Annotated in this window: 13 protein-coding genes, 1 tRNA gene and 3 pseudogenes; 12 read left to right on the forward strand and 5 right to left on the reverse strand. The window is 32.7% G+C overall.

Going from position 1 to position 16272, the window contains the following annotated elements; genetic code table 11:
- Positions 1-910 (reverse strand): annotated as a pseudogene (locus tag CO726_RS28755) (hypothetical protein); the annotation flags it as partial.
- A 1764-nt stretch (positions 911-2674) separates the two neighbouring features.
- Between CO726_RS28755 and CO726_RS28765 the strand changes: the two are divergent.
- Positions 2675-4372 (forward strand): helix-turn-helix domain-containing protein, encoded by a 1698-nt coding sequence (locus CO726_RS28765; RefSeq protein ID WP_099686563.1) that lies wholly within the window; start codon positions 2675-2677, stop codon positions 4370-4372.
- A 161-nt stretch (positions 4373-4533) separates the two neighbouring features.
- On the opposite strand, the gene CO726_RS28770 is transcribed toward CO726_RS28765, so the two are convergent.
- Positions 4534-5001 carry an RsfA family transcriptional regulator gene (locus CO726_RS28770; protein WP_099686564.1) on the reverse strand — a complete coding sequence of 156 codons (468 nt, stop codon included), beginning with the start codon at positions 4999-5001 and terminating at the stop codon, positions 4534-4536.
- Between the two features lie 355 nt (positions 5002-5356).
- Here CO726_RS28770 and CO726_RS28775 point away from each other — a divergent pair, with 355 nt between their 5' ends.
- Positions 5357-6997 (forward strand): S8 family peptidase, encoded by a 1641-nt coding sequence (locus CO726_RS28775; protein ID WP_099686565.1) that lies wholly within the window; start codon positions 5357-5359, stop codon positions 6995-6997.
- Between the two features lie 277 nt (positions 6998-7274).
- On the opposite strand, the pseudogene CO726_RS28780 reads toward CO726_RS28775, so the two are convergent.
- Positions 7275-7412: pseudogene (locus CO726_RS28780) on the reverse strand (TetR/AcrR family transcriptional regulator); the annotation flags it as partial.
- Between the two features lie 2 nt (positions 7413-7414).
- Here CO726_RS28780 and CO726_RS28785 point away from each other — a divergent pair.
- The 10 genes from CO726_RS28785 to CO726_RS32015 all read left to right on the forward strand — a co-directional run bounded on the left by CO726_RS28785 (position 7415) and on the right by CO726_RS32015 (position 13891).
- Entirely contained in the window at positions 7415-7681 is a 267-nt protein-coding gene (locus tag CO726_RS28785; RefSeq protein WP_099686573.1) for a MucBP domain-containing protein, read from the forward strand.
- Positions 7674-7790 carry a MucBP domain-containing protein gene (locus CO726_RS33340; RefSeq protein WP_483860603.1) on the forward strand — a complete coding sequence of 39 codons (117 nt, stop codon included), beginning with the start codon at positions 7674-7676 and terminating at the stop codon, positions 7788-7790. The genes CO726_RS28785 and CO726_RS33340 overlap by 8 nt, the downstream gene beginning before the upstream one ends.
- A 114-nt stretch (positions 7791-7904) precedes the next feature.
- Positions 7905-8417: a protein kinase gene (locus tag CO726_RS28790; protein ID WP_099686566.1), complete on the forward strand. Its 513-nt coding sequence runs from the start codon at positions 7905-7907 to the stop codon at positions 8415-8417.
- A gap of 166 nt (positions 8418-8583) precedes the next feature.
- Positions 8584-8991 carry a type VII toxin-antitoxin system MntA family adenylyltransferase antitoxin gene (mntA, locus tag CO726_RS28795; RefSeq protein WP_099686567.1) on the forward strand — a complete coding sequence of 136 codons (408 nt, stop codon included), beginning with the start codon at positions 8584-8586 and terminating at the stop codon, positions 8989-8991.
- Entirely contained in the window at positions 8981-9394 is a 414-nt protein-coding gene (gene hepT / locus CO726_RS28800) for a type VII toxin-antitoxin system HepT family RNase toxin (RefSeq protein WP_099686568.1), read from the forward strand. The genes mntA and hepT overlap by 11 nt, the downstream gene beginning before the upstream one ends.
- A 954-nt stretch (positions 9395-10348) precedes the next feature.
- Positions 10349-11698, forward strand: a complete 1350-nt coding sequence (locus CO726_RS28805; protein ID WP_245916809.1) for a Sau3AI family type II restriction endonuclease — start codon at positions 10349-10351, stop codon at positions 11696-11698.
- A 193-nt stretch (positions 11699-11891) separates the two neighbouring features.
- Positions 11892-12323, forward strand: a complete 432-nt coding sequence (locus CO726_RS28810) for a hypothetical protein (protein WP_099686570.1) — start codon at positions 11892-11894, stop codon at positions 12321-12323.
- Positions 12324-12363: 40 nt separating this feature from the next.
- Complete coding sequence (locus CO726_RS28815) at positions 12364-13359, forward strand: type II toxin-antitoxin system antitoxin SocA domain-containing protein (RefSeq protein ID WP_099686571.1); 996 nt, start codon at positions 12364-12366, stop codon at positions 13357-13359.
- A gap of 234 nt (positions 13360-13593) precedes the next feature.
- Positions 13594-13667 (forward strand) — tRNA-Ile (locus tag CO726_RS28820).
- Positions 13668-13738: 71 nt separating this feature from the next.
- Positions 13739-13891 carry a hypothetical protein gene (locus CO726_RS32015; protein WP_154401050.1) on the forward strand — a complete coding sequence of 51 codons (153 nt, stop codon included), beginning with the start codon at positions 13739-13741 and terminating at the stop codon, positions 13889-13891.
- A gap of 211 nt (positions 13892-14102) precedes the next feature.
- Here CO726_RS32015 and bla read toward each other — a convergent pair.
- Both bla and tnpB read right to left on the reverse strand, forming a co-directional pair.
- Positions 14103-14843: pseudogene (bla, locus tag CO726_RS28825) on the reverse strand (class A beta-lactamase); the annotation flags it as partial.
- A gap of 69 nt (positions 14844-14912) precedes the next feature.
- Positions 14913-16034 carry an IS200/IS605 family element RNA-guided endonuclease TnpB gene (tnpB, locus tag CO726_RS28830; protein ID WP_099686572.1) on the reverse strand — a complete coding sequence of 374 codons (1122 nt, stop codon included), beginning with the start codon at positions 16032-16034 and terminating at the stop codon, positions 14913-14915.
- Positions 16035-16272 lie beyond the last annotated feature (238 nt).

Here is a 16272-nt window from a genome sequence, read left to right on the forward strand (position 1 = left end):
CACCAGCTTCTTTCGTACATAAGAAGTCTGAATGGATTGAAAGGTATAATGTTGTATATCGTTTTGTATGCTTTACCCCTTTTTGCATTTTGCAAATTTTGAATAGGGGATTCCCCGTACATGGTAACGCAGTTGTTAATTCCTCGATAACCGCACGGATCTGATGCGGATATTTTTTATGTAAGAAACGATACATCCCGCCAAAGTGAGTTTTGTTTCCTCTTTCGTCCTGCTTGTCCAATGAACGCTTTAATGTTATTTCTGTATGTTGCTGCATGGCGATGTCTAAGAATAATTTCTTAGCCGCTACAGATAGCTTAAAGAAAGCCTTTGTAAATACAACAGGACTAATATATACATATGGATTTGCTTTTTCTGTTTCCTCATTCATAAAATGAGTCAGCTTGATTGTATATCGGCCATCTACTCCGTTTTCAATGGAGATAATGTTATGTAAGTTTAATTTCTTTAATGCAATATAGAATTGAGAGTGTTGGATATAAGCAAATTCTTCTTTGTATTGCTTGTAATCTTCCCACATCATATGTATTGTTACATTTGGAATGACACCATTAGTAAAGCATTTCTTATGTAGATATAAGAAAACTTCGAGATCAGCATTCGTAATGCCGTATAATTTATGTTTTCTTCCCGTTTTTTCTGCAAGTGTAGACATCGCCCGACGTGAAAAAGATGGTTTGGCTTTTTCGACAAAACCTTCTACATCCGCAATACGCTCTTCGTATGTCATGTGTTGTAGAATATCTTCTAAATATGTATCTTTATAGCTGTAGTATTTCTCTTCAAATGTTTCCACAAACCTTTGCCAAGATTTTAGTGTTACTAACACAGCATTGGTTGTTTCCCCATTTAAGCTACGTTGATTTCGTATTACAAATGATTTTCCCATCTTTTTCACCTCCGTTCTACAAATTCAGAAATATATGCCAAAAGACTATAAAATATACCAATTATGATTATAGCAAAACGAAAAATGCTGAAAGGTGGTCCTTTAAGAAGAAAATTAGCAACTTGCAACAGCCTCTAAAGCCAAGTGTGTCAAGGGATTGGAGAATTCTATTAATTTTTTTTGTGTTAAGGATACCGCAAACGTGTTGCAAGTTGGTTGATATGTATAAAAGTAAGTGGAAAGGTACCTAATACCTTGGTATATAAAGGATTATATTAAAATCTGTAGGGAAGTTAGGGAAAGGATACCGCAAACGTGTTGCAAGTTGGTGAACGCAATCATTTACATTGAAATGTAATGATTATCCTTGATATAAAAGGAATTGTTGGTATTTGTAGATTGAAATTAGGGAAAGGATACCGCAAACAGTGTTGCATCTTGTGAGAGAAATAAGGGCATGCATACCGCAAACGTGTTGCAAGTTGGTTGATATGTATAAAAGTAAGTGGAAAAGTACCTAAACTCTTGGTATATAAAGGATTAGAGTGAAAATGGTAGGGAAGTTAGGGAAAGGATACCGCAAACATGTTGCATTTCATGTATGTAACTTATTCAAAATATGAGAAAAATAGCTTAAAAACTTTAAAATGACATGATTTTTTTAAAATTACTTGGTTGAGAAATAAATTATACTGTTGCAAGTTGAAAGAAATAGGGAAAGGATACCGCAAACGTGTTGCAAGTTGAGGAGTTTAAGGCAAACAAAGCGCAAAGGAATGTAAGTAAGGAGAGATAGGTAAGAGAAAGAGCAACCTGTTGCAAGTTAAAGAGTTAAGGCAAACAAAGCGCAAAAGGAATGCAAGTAAAGAAGAATAGGTAAAAGAAAGAGCGACCGTGTTGCAAGTTGAGGAATTTAAGGTAAACAAAGCGCAAAAGGAATGCAAGTAAGGAGAGATAGGTAAGAGAAAGAGCAACCTGTTGCAAGTTGAGGAATTTAAGGCAAACAAAGCGCAAAAGGAATGTAAGTAAGGAGAGATAGGTAAGAGAAAGAGCAACCTGTTGCAAGTTAAAGAGTTAAGGCAAACAAAGCGCAAAAGGAATGCAAGTAAAGAAGAATAGGTAAAAGAAAGAGCGACCGTGTTGCAAGTTGAGGAATTTAAGGTAAACAAAGCGCAAAAGGAATGCAAGTAAGGAGAGATAGGTAAGAGAAAGAGCAACCTGTTGCAAGTTGAGGAATTTAAGGCAAACAAAGCGCAAAAGGAATGTAAGTAAGGAGAGATAGGTAAGAGAAAGAGCAACCTGTTGCAAGTTGAGGAATTTAAGGCAAACAAAGCGCAAAAGGAATGTAAGTAAGTAGAAATAGGTAAGAGAAAGAGCAAACGTGTTGCAAGTTAAAGAGTTAAGGAAAGCAAAGCGCAAAGAGTGTGCAAGTTGAAAGAAATAGGTAAGAGAAAGGGCAAACGTGTTGCAAGTTAGAGAGTTAAGGAAAGCAAAGCGCAAAGAGTGTGCAAGTTGAAAGAAATAGGTAAGAGAAAGAGCAAACGTGTTGCAAGTTGAGGATTTAAGGAAAGCAAAGCGCAAAAGGAATGCAAGTAAAGAAAAATAGGTAAAAGAAAGGGCAACCTGTTGCAAGTTAAGGAGTTAAGGAAAGAAAGACGCAAAATCTTGTAAATATCTGTTACAATAAATTAAATATAATGGTAGTAAGAAATCTTATAATGAAAACTACTTTGTTGTGATCCATGGTTTAGGGAGGAATATAAAGTGGATAACTTAATACAAATGTTTCGGGATGCATTACTAATCTCTGAGCCAATTTATAAAAAGAATGAGCTAGTATGGAAGAAGTGGAATGCATACTTTAAAGATGTTGAAAACAACAATAATAAAGTATTAACCTCACCCAATGCTTCTTCATCATTTACTGCATTAGTGTCTTGGTTAGAAAAAAAGCAAGAATCCGGTATTACATTGGTACAAATTTATGCGAAAATTGATTCCTATAAGGAAGAAATATATAAAGAAATTGAAGGGTTCATAGAAAAAGAATTTCAAGATATAGCACCTTCAAGTTCAATAATATTAGAAAATGATCAAAATATAGATAAGACAAACGTAGTAAACCATGAGGATTATTACGAGGTAAATAACTCTGCTGTTTATTATAAACTAAGAGATGGGATTGCAAAAAATCAATTTGAAGAAGATGAGTTAAGTAAGGTTTTACAATATCCTATTGATACAAAATCTTCTAATGGTGTAGCTCAGCTTTCTTCACACAAAGATGAAGATTTAAGACTTACAAATATAGAAGAAGCTGCTCGATGGAATACCCTTGTCGATGATGTAATGAGTAATATGGATGATTTAACGGCAGATTGTTTAGATGCAATTACAATACAATGGATAAACGAAGCAAAATCTCCAGACGAATTCATTGATTTTTCTTATGAGCAAGTTTTAGAGATGTGCAATATTCCAAAAACGGTAGTGAAAAATAAAGAATATTATAGAGCGGAAGATAAAATTAAAATAGCAAAAAGAATTGCGGCTTTAGCCAGTATTTTTATCTATTTAAATGATGATAATGAAGTCGTAGTATTAAATGACCGTGAAGATGAAGGAGAACGACTAGAATTAAAGCGTGAGGTTGTTAAACGATTATTTGTATTAGATTCGGTTGTGTTGTGGAGACATAGTGTTACAAATGAATATATGGGCATTGAATCTTGTCGTATTAAACCAGGAAGCTTTTTAACCAATTATTTATACGGATCAAATAATACAACGGCATTATTGTCTAAAAAAGCACTTGAATACAATAGTTATAGACACAAATATCATAAAAGGTTAATTCGATACTTAACATGGCAGTGGAGAATTAGACAAATGTATTCATCATTGAAAAAGCCATATTCTATAGGAGGGGACAAGGGGTTACTAGCAGTAATGGATATCCCAAAGGATTGGAAGCCGAATCGTATTAGAGAGCAGTTAGAAAATGTTCTAATGGATTTAGAAAATGAAAAAGTAATCTCTCATTGGGAGTATAGTGATCCACTTGATGAACAACAAATTGGAAAACGTAACTGGTTTAAAAATTATTATGCAAACTTAGGAATAACGATTTTACCACCTGAGGAAATGCTACAATCAATGGATAGGGTAATTGAAAAGAAAAGTATAGAAGAACCTCAAGAACAATTATCTGAAGTAACAGTTGTTAAAGAGGTAATGAAGACTGTGGAATCAGTTGAACAAATAGAGAAGAAGATCCGTGACCAAATACTGAAAGTACACAATGAAAAAAAAGTAAGCATACGTGAAATAGCCGATGAAATTAGTATTTCTCCGTCTACATTATCTAGGTTTTGTAATTATAAAACAAAACGTTTATCTAAAAAGGCATTAGAAAAGCTAACGAAATGGTGTGAAAGACAAGAAATATTAGAAAAGATGTAATATAGACTAAATATTTCTTTTAATAATAGTCCAATTAAAGATACACATACATTATGTATGTGTATTTTACTTATTACCAATTGTAAGAGGCAAAATTTCTTTTATTAAAAGTAATTTTGGAGGGCGAAGGTCCTACTGGAAAATCAAAATAGTTATGCTGTTTAATCCACTACAATTAAATTTCTTGTCTTATCGATATGGTTCAGTAACATACGATACTCTTCTTCATACATAGTTATACGTTGTAGAAGAGATTGATTCTCTGCTTCTAAATTTTCAATTTGGTTTTGTAAATTTGTCAATTCATCCGCTTCTTTATAATTTTGTAAAAAGAGAATAATATCATCTAATGTCATAGACAAAGAGTTTGTTTTTTTTTCTGGTTGGGAGAGAGGAATGTTGTTTCCCTCTTTTCGGTTTTGTTTTGCTTGTTGTATTTCTTCTTCGTATTGTTTTCTCACATATGAATTCCAACGAAATCCACAAGCTGCGGGTGTTCTAGCTAGTAGTTTTGCTACTTCTTTGAATGCAGCTAACTGTGTTCCACCGTTACGCATATACTGAAGTACTGTTGATGCGAGAAGTAAATCGTTATCATTAGTCCAAGAATCTTGTCTTGAAATTACCACGTTTTAACCCCCCATATATGTTTTATATTACATATATGCAGTTACTTAAAATGATAGAAGCTCAATCTCTCTTAAAATAATTAGGGTTAAGTTTATAGAAGTATGTATGATTTTCAATGCAAAATTGCATATAAGGTTGACTATTCACTATAGCTGTAACTATAATAGTTACAGCTATACAACTGAATTAATAGATTGGATTGACATGAATTCGTTGTACTAATGATATATAAACAAATATTTAAGAATGAATGGAGTTGAAAATATAGACCTACATATAAAACATTTTTATAGAAAGAAATTAGGTAATATACATTTTTTTATAATTATATATTAATAAAAAGAGGTGCACGTTTTGAAAATTTTTAAGGGAATTCTAGTTTCTTCAATTGCATTAACAGCATTTAATGGAGTGGGCGGACTGCTTCCAAGTGAAAAATCAGAAGTTGCCTACGCAGCTACTTACAAGTATTCAAATAAGCAATTGAATTCTATTGTACATAAGCAAGTTACTAAACAATTAATTTTGAAATTTAAAAATGAAGCGAATTTACCATATCAGGATGGAATAGAAAAATTCATTAAAGAGGAAAAACAAGATCCTGAATTAATTGGAATTTTAGCTGAATATCCAAATGTAACTATAAATCGACTTTTTAATTCTTTAAATCCTAAAGAAATTAAAAATCTAGGTAAAGAAATAAAAGATTCTGATCATATTTCTTCTAATTTGCTAAACTATTATATTGTAGAAACTAAAGATGATATTGATGTACAAGCATTACTTACAAAAATTGAAAAATCATCTCTTGTTGAAACGGCGTATTTACAGGAAGAAGAGGCACCACCAGAAGAGCGTTTGCCAAATTTATCTGTTAATCCATATGATGAGCCTAGACTTACAAGACAAGGTTACCTTGAACCAGCACCATTAGGAATTAATGCACCTTATGCCTGGAGCATAAAAGGTGGAGATGGAAAAGGAACTACTTTCGTAGATATGGAGTATGGGTGGTTATTTAGTCATGAGGATTTAGTGAATCAAAAGATTGAATTAATATCCGGACAGAATAGGAGTGAACACCATGATCATGGTACTTCAGTCTTAGGGATTGTTTCGGCAGAAGATAACAACATAGGTGGAATTGGGATTGCACCGAAAGCTAAGGTAAAGGTTGTATCTCAGTTTAGGGATAACGGAAATTATAATACAGCTGATGCTATATTAAGTGCAGTTAACAATATGCAAGCTGGAGATATTCTTTTATTAGAAGCCCAAGCAACTTACGATGGATATGGAGATAAGAATTATTTTCCTGTAGAAGTAAAACCGGATATATTTGATGCAATTCGTCTGGGAACAAATAAGGGAATTATTATTATTGAAGCAGGTTCAAACGGCGGAAATGATTTAGATCAATTTAGAGACCGTAATGGTAAACAAGTTTTAAATCGTAATAGTCCTGATTTTAAAGATTCAGGGGCAATTATGGTTGGGGCAGCTTCTGCAAGGGTTCCTCATAAACGTTCATATTTCTCTAATTACGGTAGTAGAGTGGATGTGTATGGATGGGGGAATGCAGTAGATACTACAGATGCTAAACCAAGTAAATTTATAACAAATCTATATACATCTAGTTTTGCTGGAACATCCAGCGCATCACCTATTATTGCTGGTGCTGCTGCATCAATTCAAGGAATTGCAAAAAATAATCAGGGAAAAGTATATACACCAAGCCAGCTTAGGGACATTTTAAGTGACCCTAGTACTGGAACAAAATCTAACGATCCAAACTCTGATAAAATTGGTGTTTTACCTGACTTAAAAGCCATTTTATCTAAACTTGGTTTTTCGCCAAACTTAGGTAATGATTCTTCCATTGTATTTCCTGAGGAGCAAGAAATAAATAAAGGGAATCAAGGTTCTACTATTACATTCCCAAGGGAAGACACTGCTAATGGTGAAGGGAACTCTAACTTCATTTTCCCAGAATAATTGTAGGGATATCTTCTATTTAATATAAAGGAATTTTATATAAATAGTTGAGTAGAATACTAGTGAGACAGGCTCTTATGTATAATAGCATAAGAGCCTGTCTGTTGTACTTTTAACTATATAAGAGGGAAAGTACTTCTTTAGATATTTACCCTGCTTAACAAAGCATTACAATGGGCATATTGAAAAAAGACACCTCAAAGTGTCTTTTTGTTTTTATATACAAGTCGCGATTTAAGAAGGTTTAATTGGCATATGAATTCAGAAGATGTCTTATTTAATCTATAAAATAATGATGGTGTACATTATCTTTTGATACTCGACTAGCCATATTTGCTCCCTCCATCGAAGAAGCAAGTGACACAATATCTATATCATCTTTAATTTTGTTTTTTTCGATTCCTTCTTTAATAAGAAATTGCACAACGTAATACAACCACAGATAAGGTTAGAAATGAGTACACAACAGAAAATAAAGAAATTCCAGGATATAAGTTAGTAGAGAAACCAAAAAACACAGAAGGTAAGTATGTAGAGGGTACGCAAGAAGTAATCTATGTATATGAAAAGATAGAAGAATTAAAACCAGAGGTAAAAGGTAGTGTAGTAACAAAGTACGTAGATAAGGATGGAAATGAGATAATTCAAGGAATAAGTACAACAGATAAAGTCGAAAATGATTAAAAAAACAGAGTCAAAAGAGATTCCAGGCTACAAGTTGATAGAAAAACTGAAAAATGCCAAAGATAAGTACGTAGAAGAATCGACGGAGGTCATTTACCCATATGCATAAAGCTACTAAATCTTGTGCTCGATACTTACTTGTTCGCTGTATAAACTCAACATTTAGAGCTAGATTCTGTTAAAATTAAATAAAATGTATATGAGAAATTGCAGGTGAAAATCTTTGGATTTAGTTCGAAAATTGACTCGAATTTATGGTTTAGGGCTTTGCTGTGGGTTATGGAGTAAAGATGAAGTAATTCAATGGTGTGATAAATTGATTGAGGCAAGTGACAGTCCGCCATATGAAATAATTGAGATATCCTTAATGACTAAAGCAAAGATAGACGATATTGAAGGGAAGTTATTTGAGTTTAGTAGCACAGTTGATGAAGAACGCATTGTTAAATTAACTCTTTCCGTCATTTATAAAAAACTAAAAGAGCAAGAATTGACGATTGAAGAATCGATAAAATGCACCACCAGACTTTTAGTCAACAGGGGGGTGTTTTGGGAAGCTGGATATTTTGAATTATATAGTCTAGATGATAGCTATAACTTAGCTAAAGATGGTGTTCATTTTGATGTAAGCGAAGTTATTAATACATATATTGAAACGTTAGGCGTTTACAGTAAGTATTTTAGTGAATTTGAAAATCTATATTTTAAAGTAATGAAAAATGAGTGGATTATATAGAAAGAATTGAAGAAACGTTTCTAGAAGATTTAGTAAGTATTTTATAAAGCAGCAAGATAAAAAACTTCTAGTTAATTTAGGAGTTTTTTGTCTTGCTGAAGAGGATAACATGGTAGAAATGGTTATGATATAATAAAATTCAATAATAATTAGGGGGATTAATTAAATGATTTTTCAAAGCATGATTACAGCTATTATAGAAAAATTACAAGAGACGGTAAATCCCTATTGGATAATTGTATTTGGATCTATAGCAGAGAATAGAGAACGGGAAGATAGCGATATTGATATAGCATATTTAAGTGACATAACTTTAGGAAATTATGAACGTTTTTTATTAGCACAGGAGTTAGCTAACATTGTTCATAGAGATGTTGATTTAGTTGATTTATCCGAAGCTTCTACAGTTTTTCAAGCTCAGATTATACATACAGGAAAGACAATATTTTGTTCGGATGAAAAACGTAAGGTTATTTTTGAAATGAAAACCTTAAAAATGTATTCAAAATTGAATGAAGAACGACAGGTAGTATTTGATGATATAAAGAAAAGAGGTTCTATATATGAAGAATGAGGTTATTTTAAATAAAATTGCTACAATAGAGCGTTGTATAAAAAGAATTCAAGATGTGTATGGAAATGACCCTGAAAATTTAGAGGACTTTACAAAACAGGATTCAATAATATTAAACATACAAAGAGCTTGTGAAGCGAGTATTGATTTAGCAATGCATATTGTTGCTGGGAAAAAATTAGGACTACCTCAATCTAGTAGAGAGGCATTTGATTTGTTGGTTGATGCAGATCTACTTAGTACAGAACTGGCAAGTAAGTTAAAAGCAATGGTTGGGTTTCGAAATATTGCTGTTCATGATTATCAAAGTGTAAATTTAGATATTGTTTGTCAAATTATTGAAAAACATCTAAAAGACTTTAAACTATTTACGAAAGAAGTTATGGGAATTCTAGAACTATAAAAGTACAAATTTTAGAACCATGATTACATTGGAAAACATTGTATTGACACTCCCATGGCTAAAGCCACAAGCTGACTAACGTCAGTGGGATTCTTGCTACCAAAGGCGAAGTCTAATTTCTAGTATCGCTGACGTGCAAGATTGCGGTGTGCCATCACCACTCCGTATCCAGTGCATATAGCAGATACGGCACTCGTTCTATTACCAAACGAGTCAGATTGTGAGTTCTCAAATGTGTTTTAGCGTCTTGTGCTTGACGACTCAATACATTTTACGGAGTAGAAGAATTTGTTACTCCAACCTCATATGTATTCTGTTTTCAGAGAACGAGATTGTTTTAGAGACTTTTACTTGTCTATTATGAAAATTATACCATTTCAAATACTTGATGTATAGAACATACCTTCGGTATTTTATCTGTACATCGCATTTGACCTCACTCTCATCCCCCCCTAAAGGGGGTGCTATTGCACCGTAGTGGGCTTTCCCGTTCAGAAAATCTGTAAATGAATAGAAAAATAGTAGCATTATAGTTTTTGAAAATATCTTGATATAAATATATTTTTTTTGTAATATATAGGTATATTGTTAGTTTATTTGATTCCGTTTATTCCCACACCTGATGTGTTGTGGTTGAGTTGTAGAAGTAAGTTTTGTTCTTACTTTAATTTTGAAAGGGCTTCTTTGAGCCGATTAGTGTAAATAGCTTATTTTGCTGTGCACAATTAATCGACTTGAGGAAGCCCTTTTTGTTTTGGGTGAAACAAGTATGAAAATGTATTTCTGTATACAATAACAGATTAAAAAAGGAAATTTATATAAGGGGAGAACCATTACAAATAATTTATTTGTATATAAGGGAATTAGGAGGGGGATATGTTTTTTTTAATGTATGAATAGTTCATTGTACAGTTTTATTAATTAAATAATAATGAAAGATAGGTGGGGATGAGTATGAAATTTAAAACAGAGGAACAATTATTAGCATTTACGGAAGGAATTATTGGGAAGAGTTTTAAAGAAATTGATACAAAAGGACTCTTACAAGGAAATAGTAATGATAAAGGAATACTAGGTAAGGTTGTTGAGACAGGATTTTACGATTATGAATTAAATAATTGTCCTGAGGCAGACTTTGGAGAATTAGGAATTGAGTTGAAAGTTTCTGGTTTTAATAAACTTCGAAATGGATTATGGTCGGCAAAGGAAAGAATTTCTTTAAGCATGATTAATTATAAGAATATTATTCATGAAGAATATGAGTTTAGCAAAGTTGTTTCTAAGAACAAAAAATTGCTAATTATTTGGTACGAATATATGAAAGGTGTTCCGTATGGAGATTTTATTATTCGAGATTTTCAACTCTATGACATGTCGCAAGATGAAGCAATAATTCGAAATGATTTTTACACAATAAAGCAAAAAGTGCTAGAAGGACTTGCTCATAAATTGTCTGAGGGCGATACCGTTATTCTAGGGGCGGCCACAAAAGGACAGAAAGGACAAAAAGCAGAACAGCCTAATTCGGAAATCTCTGCACCTACAAGAGCATTTTCATTAAAAAATTCTTTCTTTCGTGGTGTTTTGAGAAGCCATGTAGAAAGAATGGACAGAGGTGAAAAATCTAATATATTTGTCACACCTGAAGGATACATTTGGAATCAACTAAAACCCTATAAGGGGATGAATCAATTAGATATATTAAATCTTTTTGAGAAGCGTGATCCAGCTAAAAAAATACCTAACAGTATTAGTAAAATGGTATCTAATAGGATAGTAGGTACAGATAAGGAATTACCAGAGAAGCATGAGGTATTCAGTAAATTTAATTTTCTAATTAAAAATATACCAATTCGAGAAGATAACAGTCCTATAGAAAAAGCAACGTTCAGAACCTTGCAACTTGCAGATTTTGAAACTTCTTGGGAAGAGTCTTCCTGGAAAACATTCTTTGAAGAAGTAACTTTCATATATGTAGGTTATCTAGGAGAGAAAGATGGTAAGAAGCTAGGTAATGGTCAAAGGATTCTGGATAAAATTTTTAAGGTTACATTTACTCCTGAAGAAGTGGATGAGTTTGAGAAAACTTATAACATGATAAAGGAGACAATTGAGACAGGGGATATTCGTCAACTTCCAAAAGCTTCACATGATTTAGGAAAGGGGCTTAAATTGGTTGTTTCAACAAAAGGGAGTGGTACAGGGGGCTATGAGAGATTTTTTGATGATACAAGAGAAACATGCTTTATGTTACATAAAGATTTTATTCATCAGAAGTTTAATGAAGCTGTGATTCTAAAGTAGATACGTAAACGATTTACGAATTAAATTACAGAAAAACAATCATATAGAAGTTTCATAGACGACATAAACGTTCTGATTATAAGAGGAGAGAATGGAAGTTTACTGTTAATCAACAAAAAACGTATCAATTGATACGTTTTTTGTTGTTATTCGAGTAAATATGAGGTATGATTTGAAAGGGGAAAGAACTTGAATGCGCATTAGCTTACAAAATAAGGAGACAAAAAAGCACACTAATTTTACAATTGGTGAGATTGAACAGTACATATTAGAGTTTAAAAAATTAATTAAAAATAATCAATTTACGGTTTCTCGAAATGAAAAAAGGAAAGAGAATAGTGAATTTTTAGAGGTTAATAAGATTAACGCTAGTAAAGTGAAAAAGATTCTTCTTAATATAGGAGTACGTGATTTTTGTTATGCAGTTGATAATAAAAATCCAAATTTTGCTCATGAAAAATTGTATATCTTTTGTCCACAATATGAGTTAGATAATTGGGGGCAAAAGAAATCTGTAGACATATATATTAAGATGAATCTAATTGAAAATAAGGACAGGAACAAATACATGATAGTTGTTTCTTTTCATAAAAGGAATAAACCAGTCACTTATCTTTTTAGGTAAAGATAAGTGACTAATGGTTTTAAAATGAGGGAGGATTTTTATGTTGGTTTTATGTGAGTTTTGTCGGGATATGGTAAAGTATTCTACTAAAGATGTTCCAAAAGTGACAGTCATTAGAGGGAAGCAATATCATTACGTAGGTAAAGAAGCAAATTGCGAGGAGTGTAAATCTGAAATATTTGTTCCTAACATTCATGATTATAATTTAGAACAATTAGATTATGCCTATAGACAACAGGAACAGTTAGTTACTATTTCTGAAATAAGAGAGGTTTTAGAAAAATATAAAATTGGAAAACGTCCATTGTCTTTACTTTTAGGTTGGGGAGAGGTTACCCTAACAAGGTATGTAAATGGAGATATTCCGACAAAGCAGTACTCGGATATATTGAAAAGATTAGGTAGAGATCAATCTTTTATGCTAGATATTTTGGAAAGAAATAAAGATTTAATTACTCAAAAAGCATATAGGGTTTCTAAAGAGGCAATTGTAAAGCTGCAGGAAAATGAAGAATTTACTACTACACAGTCTACAAAAATTGAGACAGTTGCTAATTATTTGCTATATAAAAATGATGATATTACTCCTTTAGCTCTTCAAAGACTTTTATACTATGCGCAAGGGTTTTGTAAGGTGTTTACTGGAGCATATTTATTTGAAGATGATTGTGAAATAGGAAGTCACGGCCCGGTATATCCAGTTATTTTTGATAAATACAAAGTATATCAGTATGACAATTTTGAAGTAAATTATGATAGTACAAATCAGTTAAATCAAATAGAAAAGGAACTATTAGATTGTGTAACCAATATTTTAGGCTGTTATAGTGGGAAAAGTTTGGAGAAAATGATTCTATTTGATTTATCATGGGTAGTAGCTGACCTAGAATTAGAAGATAATAATTCTGGTAAACCTATCATGGGAAAAAAGGAGATAGATAATTGTTTTAATACAATGAAACAGGCATATAATTTAGTTACTATTTCTGATATTAAACAATATAGTATAAGGGTATTTGAAAATATAAACAATTAATAGTTGTAATTATATTATTTTTAATATGATTGATATATCGATTTTTTTACTGTTAACCAAACCTCTGTAAAGATATTAAAAGATAGTAATAACTACAAAGGATAAGGAGTGCAGAATATAAACACTTTTAAAATGATGTAAATATGCATATTAAATAAAATGTAAAGTAAATTCATACATTATATGGTAAAATGATTTATGCGAATACGTCTTATGAAGTAAATTTTATGTTTTGGACCTTTAGCTCAGCTGGTTAGAGCAAACGGCTCATAACCGTTCGGTCGTAGGTTCGAGTCCTACAAGGTCCACTTATAAACAAGGAGAAAGCACTCATTTGAGTGCTTTCTCCTTGTTTATAATAAATAAAGGGGATTGTGACATGAAAATAATTGATTTAGAGACAGAAAGAAAAAAGAAGGAAAAATTAATGGTAACTATTCCAATTATAGAACTAATGTATGGAGAAAAAGGGGAAATTGAATTTAAAGTAGTAGGAAAAAAAGTTGTTCCACAATCCATGTTTGAGAATTAAACTACTTTTACTTCTTATAGGCTGTAGGGTCGTTATGTGGGAGATTTCTAAGTATGGAATCCTCGTGGATACTAATAAAAGGAAAAACTAAAAGTTATGTTTGAAATGGAGGTGAATTTGTAGTGATAATGGTAGATTTCTTGTAAAATACACAAAAAGACCGTCACAGTATTGTGACGGAAAATAGAAAAATTCTGATGACTTACTACTATTATTGTTTATTTGGAGTTTTTAAAGTATCTAACACTATTTTGGTTGCTTCTGCAATAAGCTTATCATCGTATTTAGCATCCTCTTTATCATGATTAGAAAGTATTGCAAGAACAATTGGCTTTTTATTTGGTGGCCAAATAATTGCGATATCATTTCTGGTTCCATAAGATCCCGAGCCAGTCTTATCAGCTACTTCCCATTCTCCTGGAACTCCAGCACGAATTAAGTTGTCTCCCGTAGTATTCCTTTTCATCCAATCTTTTAATAAATCCCGTTTCTCAGTTGAAAGTACATCTCCTAGCGCGAAAGCCTGAAGACTAGTAGCTAATGCCTTTGGGGTACTAGTATCATGAGTCTCTCCTGGATGCACTTCGTTTAATTCTGGTTCAAAACGTTCAGGGTTTGTAACAGTATCTCCTATTTCTATCAGTGATTTTTTGAATTCACTTGGCCCACCTAATTGTTTAAGAATAAGATTTTGTGCAGTATTATCACTATATCGAAGGGAAGCATCTGCAAGCTCTTTCAGAGTCATACCTGTATCAACATACTTTTCTGTAATTGGATTGTAATTAACAAGATCTTCACGAGTATACAAAATTCTTTGATTGAGATCTTCTATTGATTTCTTTTGTAAAAGCACTCCCACGGCTAGAGCTTTGTGGGTAGAAGCGTATGCAAACCGTTCATTTGATTGATACGTAACGGTTTGATTCGTATCAGTGTCCAAGGCTTGAACTACCCCCACTTTCACTTCGTTTAGAAGTGGAGGATTCCTAAGTAAAGAGTTCTATCGAACTTTAATTGATTAGGCTAACCCCGCAGTTCTTGCGGTTAGAAGCCTTATTGCTTCATTCTTTATATTGATACTTGCGTTAATATCCCTATCATGGTGTGTACGACAAGAAGGACAGTCCCATTTACGTAAGTTTAGATTTTTAACGTCTTTGTTTTGATATCCACAACAAGAACATAATTGGCTGGAAGCAAATGTTTTCGATACGACAATGACTTGTTTGCCATACCATTTTGCTTTATATTCCAACATGGTTCGAAACTGTGACCAAGATACTTCACTAATTGCTTTTGCTAACTTACGATTTTTTAACATATTCGATACTTGCAAATCCTCTATACCGATAACATCGTGGCTTTTGATGATTTCAGTTGAGATTTTGTCTAAGTAATCTTTTCTAGCATTTGATATGTATTCATGAATTCTAGCTACTTTTACTCGTTGTTTATTCCAACGAGAAAATCCTTTTATTCTTCTAGAAAGGACACGCTGTGCTTTCGCCAACTTATCTTCTAATGATCGGAAAAACTTCGGATTTTCATAGGGTGTTCCATCTGACAAAATAGCGAAATCTTTTAGTCCTACATCTATCCCAATGTAAGAATGTGTTTTCGGAAGTTCTTGTACTTCTGTTTCAACTAATAGTGACACAAAATATCTGCCAGAAGGGTTTCGTCTAACAGTCGCATTTACAATACGTCCCTCTACTTCACGACTTTTGGCAAATCGAACAAGGCCTAGTTTCGGCAACTTTATTTTGTTCCCTACAACGGCAATATTTTGATTTGTTTGTTTTGTGGTGTAAGATTGTACGTTGTTCTTCTTTGATTTAAAGCACGGTGCGCTGTTTTGTTTTTTGAAAAAGCGCGTATAAGCATCCGCAAGGTTGCGAACAGAAGACTGAATCGCAATACTATCCACTTCTTTGAGCCAAACAAACTCTTTCTTCATGGCAGGGAGTTTGGCAGAGCATGTACCATAGGTCAAGCCTTTTCCTGTCTCTTTGTATGTGTGATCCCATAAGGATAGGAAATGATTGAATACAAAGCGAGAACAACCTATCGTTTTATTAATTAGACTTGCTTGTGCTTGATTTGGATAGATACGAAACTTAAAGGCTTTATTAATTATCATTTGATTCACCTCCATTTCAGTATATGACTATTACCCACCAAACGTATATTCGTTGGGTAGTGAAGTAACACTTTCTGTATGTCGAACAATTAAGATGGCTTCCTGCCATCTTGGATTTGAGTCAATATTTTGGACACAAAAAAGTTAAATCTAAGCTACTTTTGTAGCTAGATCTTCTATTGCTTGGGGAGTTTTATAACCAATGCTACTATGGATTCGCTTACGATTATAAAATCCC

The organism is Bacillus fungorum (genome assembly GCF_002746455.1).
Lineage (GTDB): Bacteria > Bacillota > Bacilli > Bacillales > Bacillaceae_G > Bacillus_A > Bacillus_A fungorum.

Coding starts and splice junctions, on each gene's coding strand:
- CO726_RS33340 (WP_483860603.1), top strand. CDS start 7,674: ATGATTAAAAAAACAGAGTCAAAAGAGATTCCAGGCTACAAGTTGATA.
- mntA (WP_099686567.1), top strand. CDS start 8,584: ATGATTTTTCAAAGCATGATTACAGCTATTATAGAAAAATTACAAGAG.
- hepT (WP_099686568.1), top strand. CDS start 8,981: ATGAAGAATGAGGTTATTTTAAATAAAATTGCTACAATAGAGCGTTGT.
- CO726_RS28805 (WP_245916809.1), top strand. CDS start 10,349: ATGAAATTTAAAACAGAGGAACAATTATTAGCATTTACGGAAGGAATT.
- CO726_RS28810 (WP_099686570.1), top strand. CDS start 11,892: ATGCGCATTAGCTTACAAAATAAGGAGACAAAAAAGCACACTAATTTT.
- CO726_RS28815 (WP_099686571.1), top strand. CDS start 12,364: ATGTTGGTTTTATGTGAGTTTTGTCGGGATATGGTAAAGTATTCTACT.
- CO726_RS32015 (WP_154401050.1), top strand. CDS start 13,739: ATGAAAATAATTGATTTAGAGACAGAAAGAAAAAAGAAGGAAAAATTA.
- tnpB (WP_099686572.1), bottom strand. CDS start 16,034: ATGATAATTAATAAAGCCTTTAAGTTTCGTATCTATCCAAATCAAGCA.